Consider the following 16,630-nt stretch of genomic DNA (forward strand, 5'->3'; position numbering starts at 1 on the left):
CCGCCCCCCATCACCCACTCCAGGAGCTCCGCCATGCCCGAAGACGTGACCCCCGAACGCCCCGACGGCCCCGACGGCGCCCTCTCCAGACGCCGGTTCGTGGCCGCCGCGGGCGCCACCGGCGCCCTGGCCGCCGTCGGCCTCCCCGAGGCCGCCTCCGCCGCCTCCGCCGACGGAGCGGCGAAGACCGCCGCGGGACACGGCCGGGACGCCTTCTCGCCCCGGCGCTTCGCCGACCCGCGCCGCGACAGCCGCCCCACCGTCTACTGGTACTGGAACGGCCCCGTCACCCCCGAACTCGTGGACCGCCAGATGGCGGACCTCCGGGACAAGGGCATGTACGAGGTCGTCCTCTTCTCCTTCGACAACGCCGAGATGAGCCCGGTGTTCTTCACCGAGGAGTGGTTCGGCATCGTGGGCCACGTCCTGCGCACCGCCGAACGCACCGGCATGCGGGTGTGGCTGTTCAACGACGACCACTTCCCCAGCGGACGCGCGGGGGAGTTCATCGTCAAGGGCGGACAGGTCGGCGGCCGCACCTACGCCCCCCGGCCCGACCTGCGCCTGAAGGCACTGGCCCGCTCCACCACCGTGGTGCGCGGCCCGGCCGCCGTCGACCTGCGCCGCAGCACCGGAGTCGGGGTCGAGGCGGGACGCCTGGTGGCCGACGCCGCCGTGCTCCACGGCGCCACCGTCCTGCGCGACAGCGCCGGCTGGACCGACTACACCGTCACCGGCAGCGCCAAGGCCGAGCACGGCGCGGCCGGTCTCGTCGTCCGCGGCTCGGCCGACGGACGCTCCGGGTACGCCGTCACCTTCGACCAGACCGGAGTGACCACCGTCCACCGGCTGGCCCCCGGCACGGAACCCGCCGAGCTGCTGCGCAGCACCCGCACCGACGGCTTCAACAAGACCAGGTTCCACACCCTGCGGGTCACCGTCCGCGCCGACACGGTGTCCGTCACCCTCGACGGCCGGGACAAGGGCACCGTCCGGGACTCCGCCCACGCCACGGGCGGCGCCGGCGTGCGCGCCGTCGACGACCAGCGTGCCCTCTGGGAGAACCTCACCGTCGAGGGCGCCGACGGCGCCGTCCTGTACGACGCGGCCTTCGACGACCCCGCCGCCGCCCGGGACTTCCCCGAGAAGGAGCTGCCGGCCGGGGACTTCACGGTCGCCGCCGCGGCCGCACGCCCCGTGGGCGCGGCCGACGTCACCGACCTCACCGGCCGGCTGACCGGCGACCACACCTGGCAGGTGCCGGCGGGGGAGTGGCAGGTGGACCTCTTCGGCGGGGTCCTCCTCGTCGACGACTCCCAGGGATACAGCCGCAGTTACGTCGACCTGCTCGACGACGAACCGGTCGAGCTGTTCCTCGACATCGTCCCCGCTGAGTACCACCGCCGCTTCGGACGGTACTTCGGCACGGTCGTCCCCGGCTTCTGGGACGACGAGCCCTTCTTCGCCTCCGCCGAGGCCCACTTCAAGCGCCTGCCGTGGTCACCCTCCCTCGAAGGGGCCCTGCGCGCCGTCGGCGTCACCCCCGGCGCCGCCTACGCCGCCGCCTTCGACGACCTCGGCCGCACGGGCCGCACCGTCCGCGGCCGCTACTGGCAGGCCGTCTCCGACCGCTTCGCCAAGGCCTTCGAGAAGCAGGCCCGGCTGTACGACGAGTGGGGCGTCGCCCTCATCACCAACCCGCTCTACGACGAGACCGCCCCCGCCAAGCGCATCGTCACCACCGGCGACCTGCACAAGGTCCACCAGTGGGCGCAGGTGCCCGGCGGCGACATCATCACCGCCGAGTACCAGGCCGGCGAGCCCACCATGATCCCCCGCAACCCGGTCTCCGTCGCCCACCAGATGGGCCGTGAACGGGCCCTGCTGGAGATGTTCGGCAACATGGGCTGGCAGGTCACCCCCGCCTTCGTGCGCGCGACCGTGGGCGCGCAGGCGGCCCGCGGCGTCAACCTGACGGTGCTGCACGCGCTGTGGACCGACGAGGCCCGCGTGTACTTCCCGCCGCCGTTCGGCCCGCGCGCACCCTGGTGGTGGGCGATGCGCCCGCTCGCCGAGTGGATCGGACGGCTCATGGAGGCCGGCCGCGGCACCTCCGCCGCCCGCACCGCGCTGCTGCAACCGCAGCGCGCGGCCGAGCAGGCGACCGGCACCGACCGGCAGGGCGACGTCGACGGCCCGCTCGCCGACGCTGCCTACGCCCTGGAACGCTCCCAGGTCGACTTCGACCTGCTGCACGAGGGCGCCCTCACCGGGGACCCGGCCCTGCGGGCCCACGCCGACGTCCGGGGAGGCCGGCTCGTGGTCGGCCACGCCGCCTACGACCTGGTGGTCGTTCCCGGGACGCCGACCCTGGCCGCGGACGGACTGCGGGTGCTGCGCGCGTTCGTCCGCGCGGGCGGCACCGTGATCGCGGTGGGCGCCCTGGACACCGACGAGGCCGACGGCAGCGACCGCACCCTCGCCCACGGTCTGCGCGACCTCTTCGGCGACCGTGTTCCCGGCAGCCGGACCCTCGGGCGCGGCCGCGCCGTACGCGTCGCGGACACCGGCGCGCTGGGCGCCGCCGTGACCGGCGCCGGGGCGGCCGCCGCCGTCCTCGACCCGCCCCGGGACGCCGTCCGGGTGCTGCGGGTACGGCAGGGCGCGGACACCGTCTTCCTGATCAACAACGAGAGCGGCGAGCGGGTCCGGACCGTCGCAGACCTGCCCGCCGCCGGCGTGCCCCGGATCTGGGACCCGGAGACCGGCACCGGCGGCCCGGCACCGCTGTACCGGAGCACCAAGGACGGCGTACGGCTCCCGCTGGACCTGGAGCCGTACCGGAGCCTGGTCGTCGTGGTGAGCCCCGGCGTCCGGCACGAGCCCCACCTCACGGAATCGCCCCTGCCGGTCCTGGCCGTGGAACGCCGCGCAGCGGTGCTCAGGGCCACCGTGGAGGCCGCCGAGCCCGGCACCCACACCCTCACCGGCACCGACGGCGGCCACCCGTACCGGGGCACCGTACGCGTCGACGACCCGCTCGAACCGGTCCCGGTGACCGGCGACTGGACGTTCGCCTTCGCCCGCGACGGCGCCGCCCCCGTCACCGCGCCGCTGGGCAGCTGGACCGCGCACGACCCGCTGTTCTCCGGCAGCGGAACCTACACCACCACCGTCGACGTCGACGCCGGCCGGCTGCGCGGACGCCGCGTCCTGCTGGACCTCGGCGACGTGCGCGACGTCGCGGAGGTCACCGTCAACGGCACCGCGCTGCCGCCGCTGCTGTGGGCGCCGTTCGTCGCCGACGTCACCGGGCGGCTGCGCCCCGGCCGCAACACCCTGAGCGTGCGCGTCTCCAACACACTGTCCAACGAGCGCAAGAAGCCGCTGCCGTCCGGCCTGCTCGGCCCCGTGACCCTGCGGTTCCGGCACCGCGTCACGGCCGAACTGCGCCGCGTCTGAACCCCGTCCCGGCACCCCGACGGTCCCGCGCGCCGACACCGCGCGGTCCCCGGCCCGCGCGGCCGGGCAGGCCCTCCGGCCGCGGGACCGTAAAGACCCCCGTCCCGCGGCCGCGAAGACCCCTGTCCCGCGGCCGTGAAGACGCACGGCCCCGGAGCCGTGAAGACACCCGGTCCCGGGACCGCGAAAAACCGCGGCCCCGGAACCGGGCGGTGATCCCCGTCCCCGATCCGTCCCACCCACACCCGGCAGGAAGCCACATGCCCACATCGCACCCGCACCGCAGACCCGGGTGGTCCGCCGCCCTGGCCGCGGCCACCGCCTTCGCGACCGTGCTGGCCGGCGCGGTCACCGCCGACGCCGCCACCGGCGACGTCTCCCCGGCCCGGCTGCGCACCCAGCACCTCACCCAGGCCCTCGGCATCGACGACACCACCCCCGAACTCAGCTGGGAGATCGACGCCGGCCACCCCGGCGCCCGGCAGTCCGCCTACCGGGTGCAGGCCGCCACCTCGCCCCGGCTGCTCGACTCCTCCCGCCCCGACCTGTGGGACTCCGGCCGTGTCGACTCGGCCGTGCCCGCCACCACGTACGACGGGAAGGAACTGGGGTCCCGCACCCGCGTCTACTGGCGTGTCATGCTCTGGTCCGGGCCCGGACACAGACACGGCGGCTGGAGCCGCACCGCCGTCTTCGAGACCGGCCTGACGAAGCGCTCGGACTGGGGAGCCGAGTGGATCACCCACCCCGACTGGCGGCTGAGCGGGCGCACGGCCGAACCCGTCGTCGTACGGCTCCCCAGGACCACCGCCCGCTACGTCCGTCTGGACGTCACCCGGCTCGGCCTGCCGCTCGCCGAGTCCTTCCCCGACCGCACCTGGCGGCTCCAGCTCGGTGAGATCGACCTCCGCGACTCCACCACCTCCACCACCGGCCTCGCCCGCGGCGCCGCGGTCACCGCGTCCGAGAGCAACACGCTGCGCAAGACCTGGGAACCCGCGCTGGCGGTGGACGGCCTGCCCAACAGCGCCCTGCAGACCGCGGCCGGCTACGCGAGCGCCCCGCACACCGGCCCGGACGTCTCCGCCGCCCCGGTCACCCTCACGCTCGACCTGAAGTCGGTGAAGACCTTCGACGAACTGGCGCTGTACCCGCGCGCCGACGTCCTCACCGACGACGGACGCGTCCCCAACTTCCCCGTCGACTACGCCGTCTCCTCCGCCGACGGCGCGACCGGCCCGTTCACCGGGCTCACCCGGGTCACCGGCCAGCGGCCGCCCGCCCCGTACCTGCCGGCCGGACTGCCCCTGCTCGCCGACGACTTCACCCTCCCCAAGGCGGTGCGCAGCGCCCGTCTCCACATCGCCGGCCTCGGCGTCTACGAGGCCAGCATCAACGGCGAGCCCGTGGGCGACGCGGTCCTCGAACCGGCCAACACCGACTACGCCGAGCGCGTCCAGTACGCCACCTACGACGTCACCGAGCGCCTGCGGACCGGCGCCAACACCATCGGCGTGGCCCTGGGCAACGGCATGTCCAACGTCGTCAGCACCGCCGACCGCTACCGCAAGCTCTACGGCAACCTGTCCGACCCCAAGCTGATCGCCCGGCTGGAGGTCACCCTGGCCGACGGCCGGGTCCGCACCCTCACCAGCGGGGACGACTGGCGCACCACCCTCGGGCCCACCACCTCCTCGAACTGGTACGGCGGCGAGGACTACGACGCCCGCCGGGAGATCCCCCGCTGGGACGAGCCCGCCGGCGACCGCTCCGACTGGCGGCGGGCGACCGTGGTGGCGGGCCCCGGCACCGCCGAACGGCCCGCCGCGCTCAGCGCCCGCGAGACGGAGCCCATCCGGGTCGTCGAGACCCTCGAGGGCCGGGAGGTGGACGGTGCCGAGGGCAGCCGCGTCTTCGACCTCGGACGCAACATCGCAGGCTGGCCGGAGATCACCGTGAACGCCCCCGAGGGCACCACGATCCGGGTCTATCCCGCGGAGAGCCTGAAGGACGGCCGCGCCTTCCAGTCCCTCAGCAACGTCGGCGCCCCCCTGTGGGACTCCTACACCGCCCGGGGCCGCGGCGACGAGACCTGGCACCCGCGCTTCAGCTACCACGGCTTCCGCTACCTCGACCTGAGGGGTGTGCCCGAGGGCGCGACGGTGAGCGTGCGCGGGCACGTCCTGCGCACCGACAACACCTCCGCCGGTGACTTCACCAGCTCCGACCCGCTGATCAACGACATCCACGCGCTGATCCGCCGCTCCATCGAGGGCAACATGATGAGCGTCCTCACCGACTGCCCGAGCCGCGAGAAGCTGGGCTGGCTGGAACAGAACCAGCTGGTCTTCCCGGCGCTCGCCGGCAACTACGACATGCAGGCCTACCTGCGCAAGATCGTCCGGGACATGGCGGACGCGCAGACCACCGAGGGACTGATCCCGAGCACGGTCCCGGAGTACACCAGCCTGCCCGGCGGCTACCGCAACGACTCCAACTGGGGCGGCGCCTTCGTCCTCGTCCCCTGGCAGCTCTACACCACCTACGGCGACGAGGAGACCCTGCGGACGTACTACCCGCGCATGCGGCAGTACGCGGCCTTCCTGGAGACCCAGGTCAAGGACGGCATCCTCGACTACGGCCTCGGCGACTGGTTCACGCCCGACCGGACCTTCCCGCGCGCCGTGGCCGGCACCTACGGCTACTGGCGGGTCGCCGACGCCCTCGGCCGCATCGCCGGCGTCCTCGGCGACGAGGCGGCCGAGGACGAGTACCGCGCCAAGGCCGACGCCAGCGCCGAGGCCCTGTCCGCGAAGTACTACGACACCACCACCGGCACCTTCGGCGGCGGCGGTCACGGGGCCGAGGCGCTCGCCCTGGACATGGGCGCCCACCCGGCGGGGGAGCGGGACCGCCTGCTCACCCACTTCACCACCGCGGTCAAGGACGCGGGCCACCACCTGATCCTGGGCGAGATCTCCCTGCCCGCCGCCTTCCGGGTCCTCAGCGGGGCGGGGCGCGACGACATCGTGCACGCCATCGCCACGCAGACCACCAGCCCCAGCTACGGCTACCAGGTACGCGCCGGCAACACCACCCTCGGCGAGTCCTGGGACGGCGGCCCCGGCCAGTCGCAGAACCACTTCATGCTCGGCGCCATCGACTCCTGGTTCACCACCCGGGTCGCCGGCATCTCCCAGACCGCCGACTCGGTCGGTTACGCCGAGCTGCTGATCGACCCGGCCGTCGAGGGCGACATGACCTCGGCGTCGGGTTCCTACCGGACGCCGTACGGCATCGCCCGCAGCGACTGGGAGCGGACGGACGGCCGCTTCCGGCTGACCGTGGACGTCCCCGCCGGCAGCACCGCCGAGGTGCACGTCCCCGCGGCCGGCGGCCGGGCCGGGGCGCCGAAGGGAGCGCGCCTGCTGCACACGTCCGGGGAGGAGGCCGTGTACCAGGTGGGGTCGGGACACTGGACCTTCCGCTCGGCCCCGCCGCGGTCCTGAGCGACGACTCCTCCCGCCGGGCGGCGACGACAGCGCGTCGCCGCCCGGCCGCACGTTCACGGCGGTCCGGCTGAACGGGCGGACCGCCGGGAACGTGGGAGAAGGGCGGACGGCCTTTCGCACACGCGCCCCCCGGCGCCGGCCCTCCACGTTGCACCGACCGACGCGAGGAGTACGCGACGATGAGCACCGCACGCCTGAGCGACCGGCTGGCCGGTCACCAACCGCTCGTTCTGGGCCTGTTCCGCATCGTCCTCGGCCTGCTGTTCACCAGCGAGGGCGCCGCCACGGTCTTCGGCGTACTGGGCAGGAAGGCCGCCCCGGCGGGTGACTGGCCGTTCTGGTACGCGGGCGTGATCGAACTCGTCTGCGGTGTCCTCGTCCTCCTCGGGGCCGCGACCCGCGGCGCGGCGTTCCTCAGCTCGGGGGCCATGGCCTTCGCCTACTTCACCGAACACCAGAAGGACGGTCTGTTCCCCCTCCAGAACGGCGGTCTGTCACCGGTGTTGTTCTGCTGGGGCTTCCTGCTCCTGGTCTTCTTCGGGCCGGGCGCCCTGTCCCTGACGGGTCTGCTCCGCCGCGGTGCGTCCGGGGACACCGAGGCGGTCCCCGCATCGAGGTAGTGCGTGGCTCGGCCGGATCTCGTCCAGGTGCACCACCAGGTCCGCCGACCGCAGCAGGTCGACCCGGTCGCCGGCCGGCGGGTAGTCGGTGCCGATCTCCCGCTTGGGCCGGGTGACGTCCAGCAGGGCGCGGGCGGCGGGCGGTGCGGTGCGCAGGTCGGCGTACCAGTTCCGGTGTCCCACCCGGTCCAGGACGTGCTCGGCCGAGCCGGGAGCGGCGGGCTCCACCTCGACCCGTCCGACGTCCTGGTCGGCCGGGTTCTGCAGGCCCTGTGCGGTGGCGTGCACGGCGCCCCGGTCGAAGGAGAGCCCCACCGCCAGATAGCCGTCGCCCAGCCGCCGCCGGAGCACCGCTCCCTGGGTGAGGGGCAGCGTGGGGGTGGAACTCCTGGTGTACAGATGGCTGTTGTGCCCGCCGAGCACGAGCCGGTGGCCGGTGTGGCGGTGCCACCACAGGGTGTTCTCCGCCATGACGGTGTCGCGGTAGGCCATGGCCTGCGGCCCGGTCCGGGGGTCGGAGAGGTCGAAGGCGTACAGGCGCGCCACCTGGTCGATGACGGTGGCGTGCCGGAGCGCCCAGGCGTGGTCGTCGCCCGTCCCGCCGGGTCCGCGGGCGCGCAGCAGTTCCAGGACGCGGCCGGTGCGTTCGGCCCGCGCGCGGCGCTCGTCCAGGGGCGCGGTCACGGCGGCGCGCATCCACGCGTCGACGGGCAGGGCGGGGCGCAGCCCCCGGTACAGCTCGGTGACGGCGGGCAGCAGGCCGGGGTGGGCGCGCCGGACGTGGCCGACGACCCGGTCGTACAGCTCGGGGCCGGCGTAGCCGTTGTCGGTGCCGGCGAACCTGACCGGGTCGCCGGGATGGGCGACGTTGTACGCGCGCATCCAGCGGATCATGTCCAGGTACTCCTGGCTGTGCAGCAGCAGGTAGGCGTTCCGGAACTCTTCGGACATGATCCGGGCGGGGTCGCCGCGCCCGGTGAGCAGGTAGTCGTCCAGCCGCAGCCCCGCGCTCCAGTTGGCCTCCAGGACGAAGGAGCGGAAGCCCTTCTCCTCGACCAGGTACCGCAGCACCCGGTGCCGGAAGGTGACGAAGTCGTGGGAGCCGTGGGCGGCCTCGCCGACGCCGACCACCACGGCGTCACCGACCGCCTCCCCGAAGGGGCGCAGGTCCTCGAAGGGGCCCGAGGGCTCGGTGGTGCGCAGCGGACGGGCGGCCTCCTCCAGGGGCGACAGCGCGTCACCGGCGGCCGTGGGAGATCCGTCCGGGGCCCCGGGGTCCCCGCCGGCCGGGGCCGCCGCCACGGCCGTCCCGGGGGCGACGGCGAGCCAGACCAGCAGCGCGGCGGCCGACCGCCTCGATATGAAGGGTGTCATGGCGTCAGCGTCGCCGCCGCGACGCCGGACCGCGCTCCGGAGGTCACCCGACCGGACCAATATCGCCGAGACGGACCACCACGTACCCCGTCCGGGGCAAGGAGACGGCCGCCGACGAGCCGTCGCCCGACGACACGGTGTAACAGTTCCGTATGAGTCATGGACGAAGTACCCCTACAGGCGACGTGCGGAGTTCACGGGGGAGCCGGATCCGGGCCGCCGTGATCGTCCTGGTCGCCGCGGCAGCCCTGGGCACGACCGCCGAAGCGGAGGCGTCGTCCCCGTCGGCTCCCCGGGGCACCGACTGGGACGCCATCGCCGCGTGCGAGTCCGGCGGCGACTGGCAGGCGAACACCGGCAACGGTCACTACGGCGGCCTGCAGTTCACGCAGTCGAGCTGGGCCGCGGCCGGGGGACTCGAGTACGCCCCGCGTGCGGACCTGGCGACCCGCGAGGAACAGATCGCCGTGGCCAGGCGTCTGGCCCGGATCCAGGGGATGTCGGCCTGGTCCTGCGCCTGACTCCCCGCCCCGCGGCGGCGAGCGGCGGCCCGGCCGACAGCCGGTGGACGGAGGCGGAACGGCGGGCCTCAGCCGTGGGAGAGGGCGAAGGAGACCAGGAAGCCGCTCACGGTGACCAGACCGATGGCCAGGTGGGCCTCCTCGAACGCCTCGGGGATCATCGTGTCGGCGATCATCGCGAGGATGGCCCCGGCGGCCACCGCGGTCACGGCGGCGATCACAGCCGGGGAGAAATCCCCGATCACCGTGTAGCCGAGGACCGCCGCGAGGGTGCTCGCGGCGGCGATGGCGGCCCACACCCCGAAGACGTAGGCCCTGCCGCGTCCGGCCTTCTTCATGCCCGCCGAACTGGACATCCCTTCGGGGACGTTGCTGATGAACACCGCCGCCACGGTCACCAGACTCACCGCTCCGCCGTCGAGCAGACTCACGCCGATGACCGCGGACTCCGGGACACCGTCGAGCAGCGCCCCGAAGGCGAGCGCGAGACCGGAGCCGGCCTGCTGTCCCTCCGACGGCTGCGCCTGTTCCCGCCGGTGCCCCGAGCGCTTGCGGTGCCGGGCGCCGCGGCGGGCCAGCCACATGTTGCCCGCGGTGTAGGCCACCGCGCCGGCCAGCGTGCCGACCGCCGCGGGAGCCAGCCCGGCCTGGTCGTAGGCTTCCCCGACCAGTTCGAAGCTGACCGCCGACAGCAGCACCCCGGCGCCGAAGGCCATGACCGTCGCGGTCACCTTCTGCGGGATCCGCAGTCCGTATCCCAGCGCCGCCCCGAGCAGCAGCGCCGAGCCCGCCACCAGTCCCCACCCACCCGCCTGAAGCACCTGTGTCATGCACTCCCGTTACCCGCCGCGGGCCGTTTCCTCTCTTCGCCGCGCCAGTCGCAGGGGCTGATGAGGAGCAGGGCGATGTCGTCGCCGGGAGCGGGGGCGTGGCGGATGAGGGTCTCGGCCATGGCGTCGAGGTCGGCCGGGTCCGCGTGTTCGAGGAGCCCCGCGAGGGCCGTGGTGGCGTCGTCGAGGTCGACTCCGGGAGCTTCGACGAGCCCGTCGGTGTAGAGGGCGAGCACACAGCCGGCCGGCAGGGTGAATTCCAGGGCCGGGTAACGGGAGTCCGGCTCGATGCCGAGGAGGAGACCGGGGGGAACCGGGAGGACCTCGGTGCGTCCGTCGGCGTGGCGGAGCAGGGGCGGTGGGTGGCCGGCGGTGGCCACGCACGCGTGGCGCGTGGCAAGGTCGAGGTGGACGTAGAGGCAGCTGGTGAACAGGCCCGGTTCGAGGTCGGTGAGCAGACGGTTGGTGCCGGCCAGGACCTGGTCGGGGGCCGAGCCCACGGTGGCGTGGGCGTGGACGGCGGTGCGGACCTGGCCCATGAGCGCCGCGGCGTCCACATTGTGGCCCTGCACATCGCCGATGGCGGCGCCGGCGGTGTGCTCGTCGAGACGGATGAGGTCGTAGAAGTCGCCGCCGACCCCCAGGCCCTGCGCCGCCGGGAGGTAGCGTGCGGCGACCTTCAGGCCGGGGACGTCGGGAAGCGTGTGCGGCAGCAGGGCGGACTGCAGCCGGTGCGCGAGGTTGTCCTTGGTGTCGTAGAGGCGGGCGCGGTCCAGGGCCTGCCCCACCAGACCCGCCATCGAGGTGAGGACGGCGCGTTCACCGGGCGGGAAGGCGCGGGGCCGGCGGTAGGAGAGGAGGAGGGAGCCCTTGGGGCGGCCGGAGGCGATCAGCGGCAGGACGGCCCAGGCGGCCATCCCGTCCTCGTGCACCGTCGCCGGGAACGCGCGCCGGAGCTCGGCGAAACTCGCGAAGAAGTACGGGACGCCGGTGGTCAGGACCCTGGTGACGGGGAGGTCCGAGTTCAGGGGGACGGTGTCGAAGCGGTCGATGATGTCGGCGCTGTAGCCGCGGTGGCCGATGATTCTCAGCCGGTCGTCGTCGGAGGCCATCAGTACCATGCCCTGGGCGCCGAGGGCGGGCAGGAGCTGGTCGGCGGTCTGGTCGGCCACGTCCTGCACGCCGATGGCCTCGGTCAGGGTGGCGGCCAGCTGCATCAGCTGGTACAGCAGGATGGCGCGGCTGGGACCGGCGGCCGGCGTGGAGGACGGAGCGGGAGCGCTCTGGGACGGGTCGGTGCCGGTGATGCGGACGCTGACGCCGGAGGGGTCCGGGTACAGCTCGAAGGCCAGCCACGTGTCCGGGGGGCGCAGGACGGTGAACGTCTGCGGCTGATGACTGACCAGCGCGGCCCGGTAGCGGTCCTCGACCTGGGGGACGTCCATCCACGGCAGCGCTTCCCAGGGCAGGGCGCCCACCAGTTCGTCCCGGCCGGCGCCGAGGAGCTCGGCGCCGGCGGGGGTGACGAAGGTGATGCGGCCGTTCATGTCCAGCGCGCAGGACCCTCCGGGCAGACGGTCGATGAAGGCCGTGACCGCGGCCGCCTCGCCGGGCGGGGCGGTGCGCCCCGACGGCAGGGGCAGGGTCCGCGGCCGGCCGGCGGGCCGCAGCGGATCGCCGCGGTCCGCCGCCTCCTGGAGGAGGTCGCCCAGACGGCGGCAGCCCGACTCGATGGCGGCGCGCTCGTCGGGACCGAGCCGCGGTGAATGGGTCCCGGGCCACAGCAGCACCAGCCCGCCCCGGACCGTGACGCCCGAGGTGACGGGGGCGGCCGACAGCGCGAAGTCGTACGGCAGTACGAGGGCCGGCCGCGGGTACCGGCGGGCCAGTTCCTCCTGCCCGCCGATCCACACCAGGCGCCGCTCGCGCACGGCGTCCGCCACCGGCATCGGATCGGTCAGCGCGATCCGCCGCCACGGAGTCGCGAGCTCGTGCGGGGCCCCCGCCACGATGACCAGCCACAGGGCGTCCTCGCCCGGCGGCAGCACGTACAGCAGCCCGCCGTACGCGCCGCTCTCCCGCACCACGGCAGCCATCGCGGTTTCCATCAGCCGCCCACCTGAACCCCACCAACCTCCCAGCCGGCCGCCGGTGCGCCGTACCGGCCACACCGAACACCACCTCTATGCGGACAGTATCCCCAATATGTCGCAAAGGCATCTGAATGCCCGCGTATCCGATGTTCGGCAGGGGCCTCCCGCGGCTCCCGCCCCGTGTGCCGGGCGCCGGTCCGTCACCGCGGCCGGTCCGCCCCGGACGCGTGCCGGCCACCGTTCCCCGCCCGGGGCACCCCGTGTTCGGCGAGCGGGCCGACCGACAGGCCCGCCTCCCGGCAGCCGTTCACGATGCCGGGGAGGGCGCCCAGCGCGGCCCGCCAGCAGTCCGGCGCCGACATCCTGTCCGTGTCGTGCAGGAGGACGGTGCCGCCGCCGCGCAGACCGGCCGCGACGGCCGAGCGCACCGACGCCGGGGTGGCCCCGGCCGTCCAGTCCCGGCCCCAGGCGGTCCACAGCACCGGCCGCAGACCCGCCGTACGGGCGGCGGCCCAGCGCCCGGAGGTGAGGATGCCGTAGGGCGGGCGGTACCAGCGGGGGTGCCGGCCCGTCAGTTCCCGCACCGCGCCGGCCGCCCGCGCCAGGCCGCGCACGTCCTCCGCCGGGGCCGGCAGCCAGGGCCGGTCGTGGCTCCAGCCGTGTACGGCCAGTTCGTGTCCGCGGCGGACGGTCTCACGGACCACGGAGGGATGCCGTACGACGTGGTCGCCCAGGACGAAGAAGGTCGCCCGGACCCCGAGTTCCTCCAGCGCGTCGAGGAAACACGGGGTGGACTCGGGATCGGGCCCGTCGTCGAAGGTCAGCGCGACATGGGCGGGGTGCCCGACACCGGCGAGGCGCGGGAAACGGCGGCGCACCACGGGCAGCCAGGTCGCGGCGGGAGCGATGTGCGCCGCGGCGACGGCGGCGGGGGTCAGCACGGCAGCCGCCCGCCGGGCGGGGGAGGGGCCTGGGGACATGGGCATCGGCTTCCGGCTCCTTCCGCGAGAGACCACCGCACCGGTCCGGGGTGCCTACGGCACGGACCGGGGCGAGTCGGTACCCGGACTCCGCGACGCCGCGTCCCAGCTTCCGGAGACCGACGGGGCGCGGGCCAGGCCCACGGTGCCCGCCCCCATGAGCGCCACGCCGAGCACCGCCGGCACCACCCGCACACCGAGTGTGATCTGCTCCCCGAACAGCGCCCACCCCAGCGCCACGCTCGTCAGCGCGTCACCGAGGGTCAGGGCGGGCTGGGACGCCGCGAGCGTCCCGGCCCGGAACGCGCTCTGGAGCAACAGGAAGGCGACGGCCCCGGCGACGGCGGTGGCGTACACGGGCCACGTCCCCAGCACGGCGCCCACCCCGTCCGGAATCCTGCCGGTCACCTCCTTGAGCAGCGCCGCCGTCAGGGAGAACGACACGGCGGACGCCAGCCCCAGCAGCCCCGCGCGGGGCGCGCCCCGTACCGCGCGGGCCGTCACCACCAGCGCCACGACGGCGCCCAGCACCGCCCCCGCGGTCACGAGCCACCGTCCCGCGGAGGCCGTGGACCGGCCGGTGGCCGGGGCGACCGAGATCAGGAACACCGCCAGCCCGGCGGCCAGGGCGGCGAACGCCAGCCAGGTCCGGGGGTCCGGACGACGGTGGAAGACCACGCTGCCGACGACGAGGGTGAACAGCAGTTCGGTGGCCATCAGCGGCTGGACCAGCGCGAGACTGCCCACGCCCAGAGCCGCCGCCTGCAGAACCGTCGACAGCGCCAGCATCCCGGCCCCCGCGACCCAGTAGCGCCGCCGCAGCACCTTCCCGAGCCAGCGGACGGCCTGGCGCACGCCCGCGCCGCCCTCCGGTTCGTCCGCCGCGGCCCGCCGCTGCAGCACCGAGGCCGCGGCGTTGGACAGCGCCGCCAGCAGGGCCAGGACGACGACCAGCACGCCGTGACGCCGTTCAGCCGGACACGGCGGCGGGCCGCCGGCACAGGCCCGGCACCGCGCCGGGCGTCCGGGGGAACGACATGCCGGCCGTGCCGGAGGGGGAAGCGTGAGACATGGGCTGCACCTCGGATACGAGGGTGAACGCCCGGAGAACCGCCGTCCGCGGCCGCTCCCGGCGTTCGTCGGGGAGGGCACCCCGGAGTATCCCCGGTCCGGCCGCCGAAACGCGCGGGAGCGTGTTTCACCGGCGCGGCGCGGGAGACACACCATCCCGTGCACTCACCGTCCTCGGTACCCCGCCGGTACGCGCCGGCGGAGGGCCGGCTGCGCCTGCTGATCGTCAGCGCGAGCATGGGAGCCGGCCACGACACGGTGGCCGGCGAACTCGCCCGCCGAGCCCGGGAACAAGGCCACGACGCGCAGGTCGTGGACCTCCTGCGGCTGCTCCCGCACGGCCTGGGAACCGGCCTGCGCCGCTTCTACCGGTCGTCGGTGCGCCACTTCCCCTGGCTGTACGCGGGCCTGTACCGGGCGCTGCTGCGCCCCGGCCCGCGGCACCGCCCCAGCGGCATCCCCCTCGCCCGGCTGGCGGGCCGCCGCCTGACGGACCTCACGGAACGCACGGGAGCCGACGTGGTGGTCCCCGTCTTCCACCTGGCCGCTCAGCTGACCGGCCATCTGCGGGCCCGCGGACGGCTGCGGCCCCCGAGCGCCGTCCTCGTGATCGACTTCGCCGTCCACCGGCAGTGGCTCCACCCCGGCAACGACCTGTACCTCTGCCTCACCGACGACGCCGCGCGGGACGTGGGCCGGCACATCGCGGTGCCCGTCGAGACGGCCGGACCGGTCGTGGCACCCGGCTTCTTCGCGCCGGCCGCCGGAGCGGAGGAGTGGCGGCGGCGCTTCGAGCGGTACGCCCCCGGACACCCGCCCGTCGTCCTGTCCGCCGGCGCCTGGGGCGCGGCCTCGGAGCTGGACGGGACCGCCCGGCTGCTCGCCGCCGCCGGTTTCCTCCCGGTCGTGCTGTGCGGCCGCAACGAACGCCTGCGGGCCCGCCTGGCCGGGCTGCCGGGCGCGCTCGTACCGGACTGGGTCACCGACATGCCCGGCCTGCTGCGTGCGGCCCGCGTCCTGGTCGACAACGCCGCCGGCCAGACCGCCGTACAGGCACTGGCCTGCGGGCTGCCCGTGGTGGGCTACCGTCCGCTGCCCGGCCACGGCGCGGAGGGCGTGCGCCGGATGGCGGCGCTCGGCGTCTCGGAGACCGCCACGGACGCCGCCACGCTGCTGCGCGCGCTGCGGCGGCTGTCGGCGGACGGCCCGTACCGGGAGCACCGGATCGCCCGCGGGCGGCGGCTCTTCCGGGGAGACGTACTGGCCCGGGTGACCGCGCTCGCCGGCCTGCCCTCCGAGTGACCGGGCGCTCACGGCCCGCGCCGGTCGTCACCGGCCGGCTCCGTGCCGGGCGGCGGGGGCAGGTCCCCGGTGAACCGGTGCCCGTGGTGGTGGAGGAGCCAGCGGCCGAACAGGGCACCGCCGAAGATGACGAACCCCACGCCGATGAGCCAGGACTCGACGATGAGGACGACACCGACGGTGCCGTAGCTGATCGCGTTGTCGATGATCAGCGGGGCGAAGACGAAGTAGGAGAAGCCCCGCAGACCGATCAGGCCCGCCATGGTGGCGATCGCGCCCGGCAGCAGATGCCACCAGCCGATCTGGCCGCCCAGCAGGAAGCGCTGCCCCCACCAGAAGAACAGCATGCCGGTCGCCAGCGAGAGGGTGATCCGTTCCGGCCCGTGCAGGGCGTCGCGGGTCAGCACCTCCTGGTAGAGGTACGCGGTCAGGGCGCACAGCCAGGTCGCCTGGCGCCAGATGCGGTGCCACGGCCCAGGCCGCAGGTTCCACATCCGCTCGTAGCCGTTCTGGACGCTCCCGCCGAACGGGATGCCGAACGCGGCGAGCGCCAGCACACCCCACAGGCTGGTGGTGCCGATCACCTCGCGCGGCGGGCTGATGATCTCCGTGAGGACGCGCGCGGACCGGCCGGACAGCCCCATGCCGTCCGCCAGCCAGGCCGCGAAGCCGCCCCGCCCGAGCGGGTCGGCGGCGGCGATCACGATGAGCAGGGGCGCCAGCGTGACCAGCGCCAGCGTGGCGAAACCCATGGCCCTGTGCATCAGTTCGATGTCACGGCCGCGCCGCATCAGGGTGTGGGCGCCCAGCCACTCCCACCCGTGCCGGAGCGTGCGCAGGCCACGCCTCACGGTGCGCTCCTTCG

At 74.7% G+C, this 16,630-nt stretch carries 10 protein-coding genes and 1 pseudogene; 5 read left to right on the forward strand and 6 right to left on the reverse strand.

What is annotated here, in order from left to right; translation table 11 throughout:
- Positions 1 to 33 precede the first annotated feature (33 nt).
- The 3 genes from IH50_RS0115800 (at position 34) to IH50_RS42545 (ending at position 7,594) form a co-directional block, all read left to right on the forward strand.
- Positions 34 to 3,462: a glycosylhydrolase-like jelly roll fold domain-containing protein gene (locus IH50_RS0115800; protein WP_030861740.1), complete on the forward strand. Its 3,429-nt coding sequence runs from the start codon at positions 34 to 36 to the stop codon at positions 3,460 to 3,462.
- 260 nt (positions 3,463 to 3,722) lie between these two features.
- Positions 3,723 to 6,971, forward strand: a complete 3,249-nt coding sequence (locus tag IH50_RS0115805) for a family 78 glycoside hydrolase catalytic domain (protein WP_030861742.1) — start codon at positions 3,723 to 3,725, stop codon at positions 6,969 to 6,971.
- 182 nt (positions 6,972 to 7,153) lie between these two features.
- A complete protein-coding gene (locus IH50_RS42545) occupies positions 7,154 to 7,594 on the forward strand; it encodes a DoxX family protein (protein WP_030861745.1) in 441 nt (146 codons plus the stop codon).
- A gap of 30 nt (positions 7,595 to 7,624) precedes the next feature.
- Here the strand turns inward: IH50_RS42545 and IH50_RS0115815 are convergent.
- Positions 7,625 to 8,968 (reverse strand): annotated as a pseudogene (locus IH50_RS0115815) (erythromycin esterase family protein); the annotation flags it as partial.
- Between the two features lie 152 nt (positions 8,969 to 9,120).
- On the opposite strand from IH50_RS0115815, the gene IH50_RS0115820 reads away from it, so the two are divergent.
- On the forward strand, positions 9,121 to 9,489 hold the full coding sequence (locus IH50_RS0115820) for a transglycosylase family protein (protein WP_030861748.1): 369 nt from the start codon (positions 9,121 to 9,123) through the stop codon (positions 9,487 to 9,489).
- A 68-nt stretch (positions 9,490 to 9,557) separates the two neighbouring features.
- On the opposite strand, the gene IH50_RS0115825 is transcribed toward IH50_RS0115820, so the two are convergent.
- The 4 genes from IH50_RS0115825 to IH50_RS0115840 all read right to left on the reverse strand — a co-directional run bounded on the left by IH50_RS0115825 (position 9,558) and on the right by IH50_RS0115840 (position 14,349).
- The gene (locus tag IH50_RS0115825; RefSeq protein ID WP_030861749.1) at positions 9,558 to 10,319 is read right to left on the reverse strand and encodes a ZIP family metal transporter; all 762 of its coding nucleotides are present in this window, start codon (positions 10,317 to 10,319) and stop codon (positions 9,558 to 9,560) included.
- Entirely contained in the window at positions 10,316 to 12,427 is a 2,112-nt protein-coding gene (locus IH50_RS0115830; RefSeq protein ID WP_051767326.1) for a SpoIIE family protein phosphatase, read from the reverse strand. The genes IH50_RS0115825 and IH50_RS0115830 overlap by 4 nt, the downstream gene beginning before the upstream one ends.
- A 185-nt stretch (positions 12,428 to 12,612) precedes the next feature.
- Positions 12,613 to 13,392, reverse strand: coding sequence for a polysaccharide deacetylase family protein (locus IH50_RS0115835; protein ID WP_030861751.1), 780 nt, complete (start codon positions 13,390 to 13,392; stop codon positions 12,613 to 12,615).
- 54 nt (positions 13,393 to 13,446) lie between these two features.
- On the reverse strand, positions 13,447 to 14,349 hold the full coding sequence (locus IH50_RS0115840; protein WP_030861752.1) for a DMT family transporter: 903 nt from the start codon (positions 14,347 to 14,349) through the stop codon (positions 13,447 to 13,449).
- Between the two features lie 351 nt (positions 14,350 to 14,700).
- Here IH50_RS0115840 and IH50_RS0115845 point away from each other — a divergent pair, with 351 nt between their 5' ends.
- Positions 14,701 to 15,765 carry an MGDG synthase family glycosyltransferase gene (locus IH50_RS0115845; RefSeq protein WP_051767332.1) on the forward strand — a complete coding sequence of 355 codons (1,065 nt, stop codon included), beginning with the start codon at positions 14,701 to 14,703 and terminating at the stop codon, positions 15,763 to 15,765.
- An 8-nt stretch (positions 15,766 to 15,773) separates the two neighbouring features.
- On the opposite strand, the gene IH50_RS0115850 is transcribed toward IH50_RS0115845, so the two are convergent.
- Entirely contained in the window at positions 15,774 to 16,616 is an 843-nt protein-coding gene (locus IH50_RS0115850; RefSeq protein WP_051767327.1) for a ribonuclease BN, read from the reverse strand.
- Between the last annotated feature and the right edge of the window lie 14 nt (positions 16,617 to 16,630).

Origin of the sequence: Streptomyces sp. NRRL S-37 (assembly GCF_000721605.1) — a bacterium.
In the GTDB taxonomy this organism is placed as follows: domain Bacteria; phylum Actinomycetota; class Actinomycetes; order Streptomycetales; family Streptomycetaceae; genus Streptomyces.

Excerpts from the sequence above, each read along its gene's own strand:
- IH50_RS0115825 (WP_030861749.1), bottom strand. The coding sequence starts at position 10,319 with ATGACACAGGTGCTTCAGGCGGGTGGGTGGGGACTGGTGGCGGGCTCG.
- IH50_RS0115845 (WP_051767332.1), top strand. The coding sequence starts at position 14,701 with ATGGGAGCCGGCCACGACACGGTGGCCGGCGAACTCGCCCGCCGAGCC.
- IH50_RS0115835 (WP_030861751.1), bottom strand. The coding sequence starts at position 13,392 with ATGTCCCCAGGCCCCTCCCCCGCCCGGCGGGCGGCTGCCGTGCTGACC.
- IH50_RS0115805 (WP_030861742.1), top strand. The coding sequence starts at position 3,723 with ATGCCCACATCGCACCCGCACCGCAGACCCGGGTGGTCCGCCGCCCTG.
- IH50_RS42545 (WP_030861745.1), top strand. The coding sequence starts at position 7,154 with ATGAGCACCGCACGCCTGAGCGACCGGCTGGCCGGTCACCAACCGCTC.
- IH50_RS0115820 (WP_030861748.1), top strand. The coding sequence starts at position 9,121 with ATGAGTCATGGACGAAGTACCCCTACAGGCGACGTGCGGAGTTCACGG.
- IH50_RS0115830 (WP_051767326.1), bottom strand. The coding sequence starts at position 12,427 with ATGGAAACCGCGATGGCTGCCGTGGTGCGGGAGAGCGGCGCGTACGGC.
- IH50_RS0115800 (WP_030861740.1), top strand. The coding sequence starts at position 34 with ATGCCCGAAGACGTGACCCCCGAACGCCCCGACGGCCCCGACGGCGCC.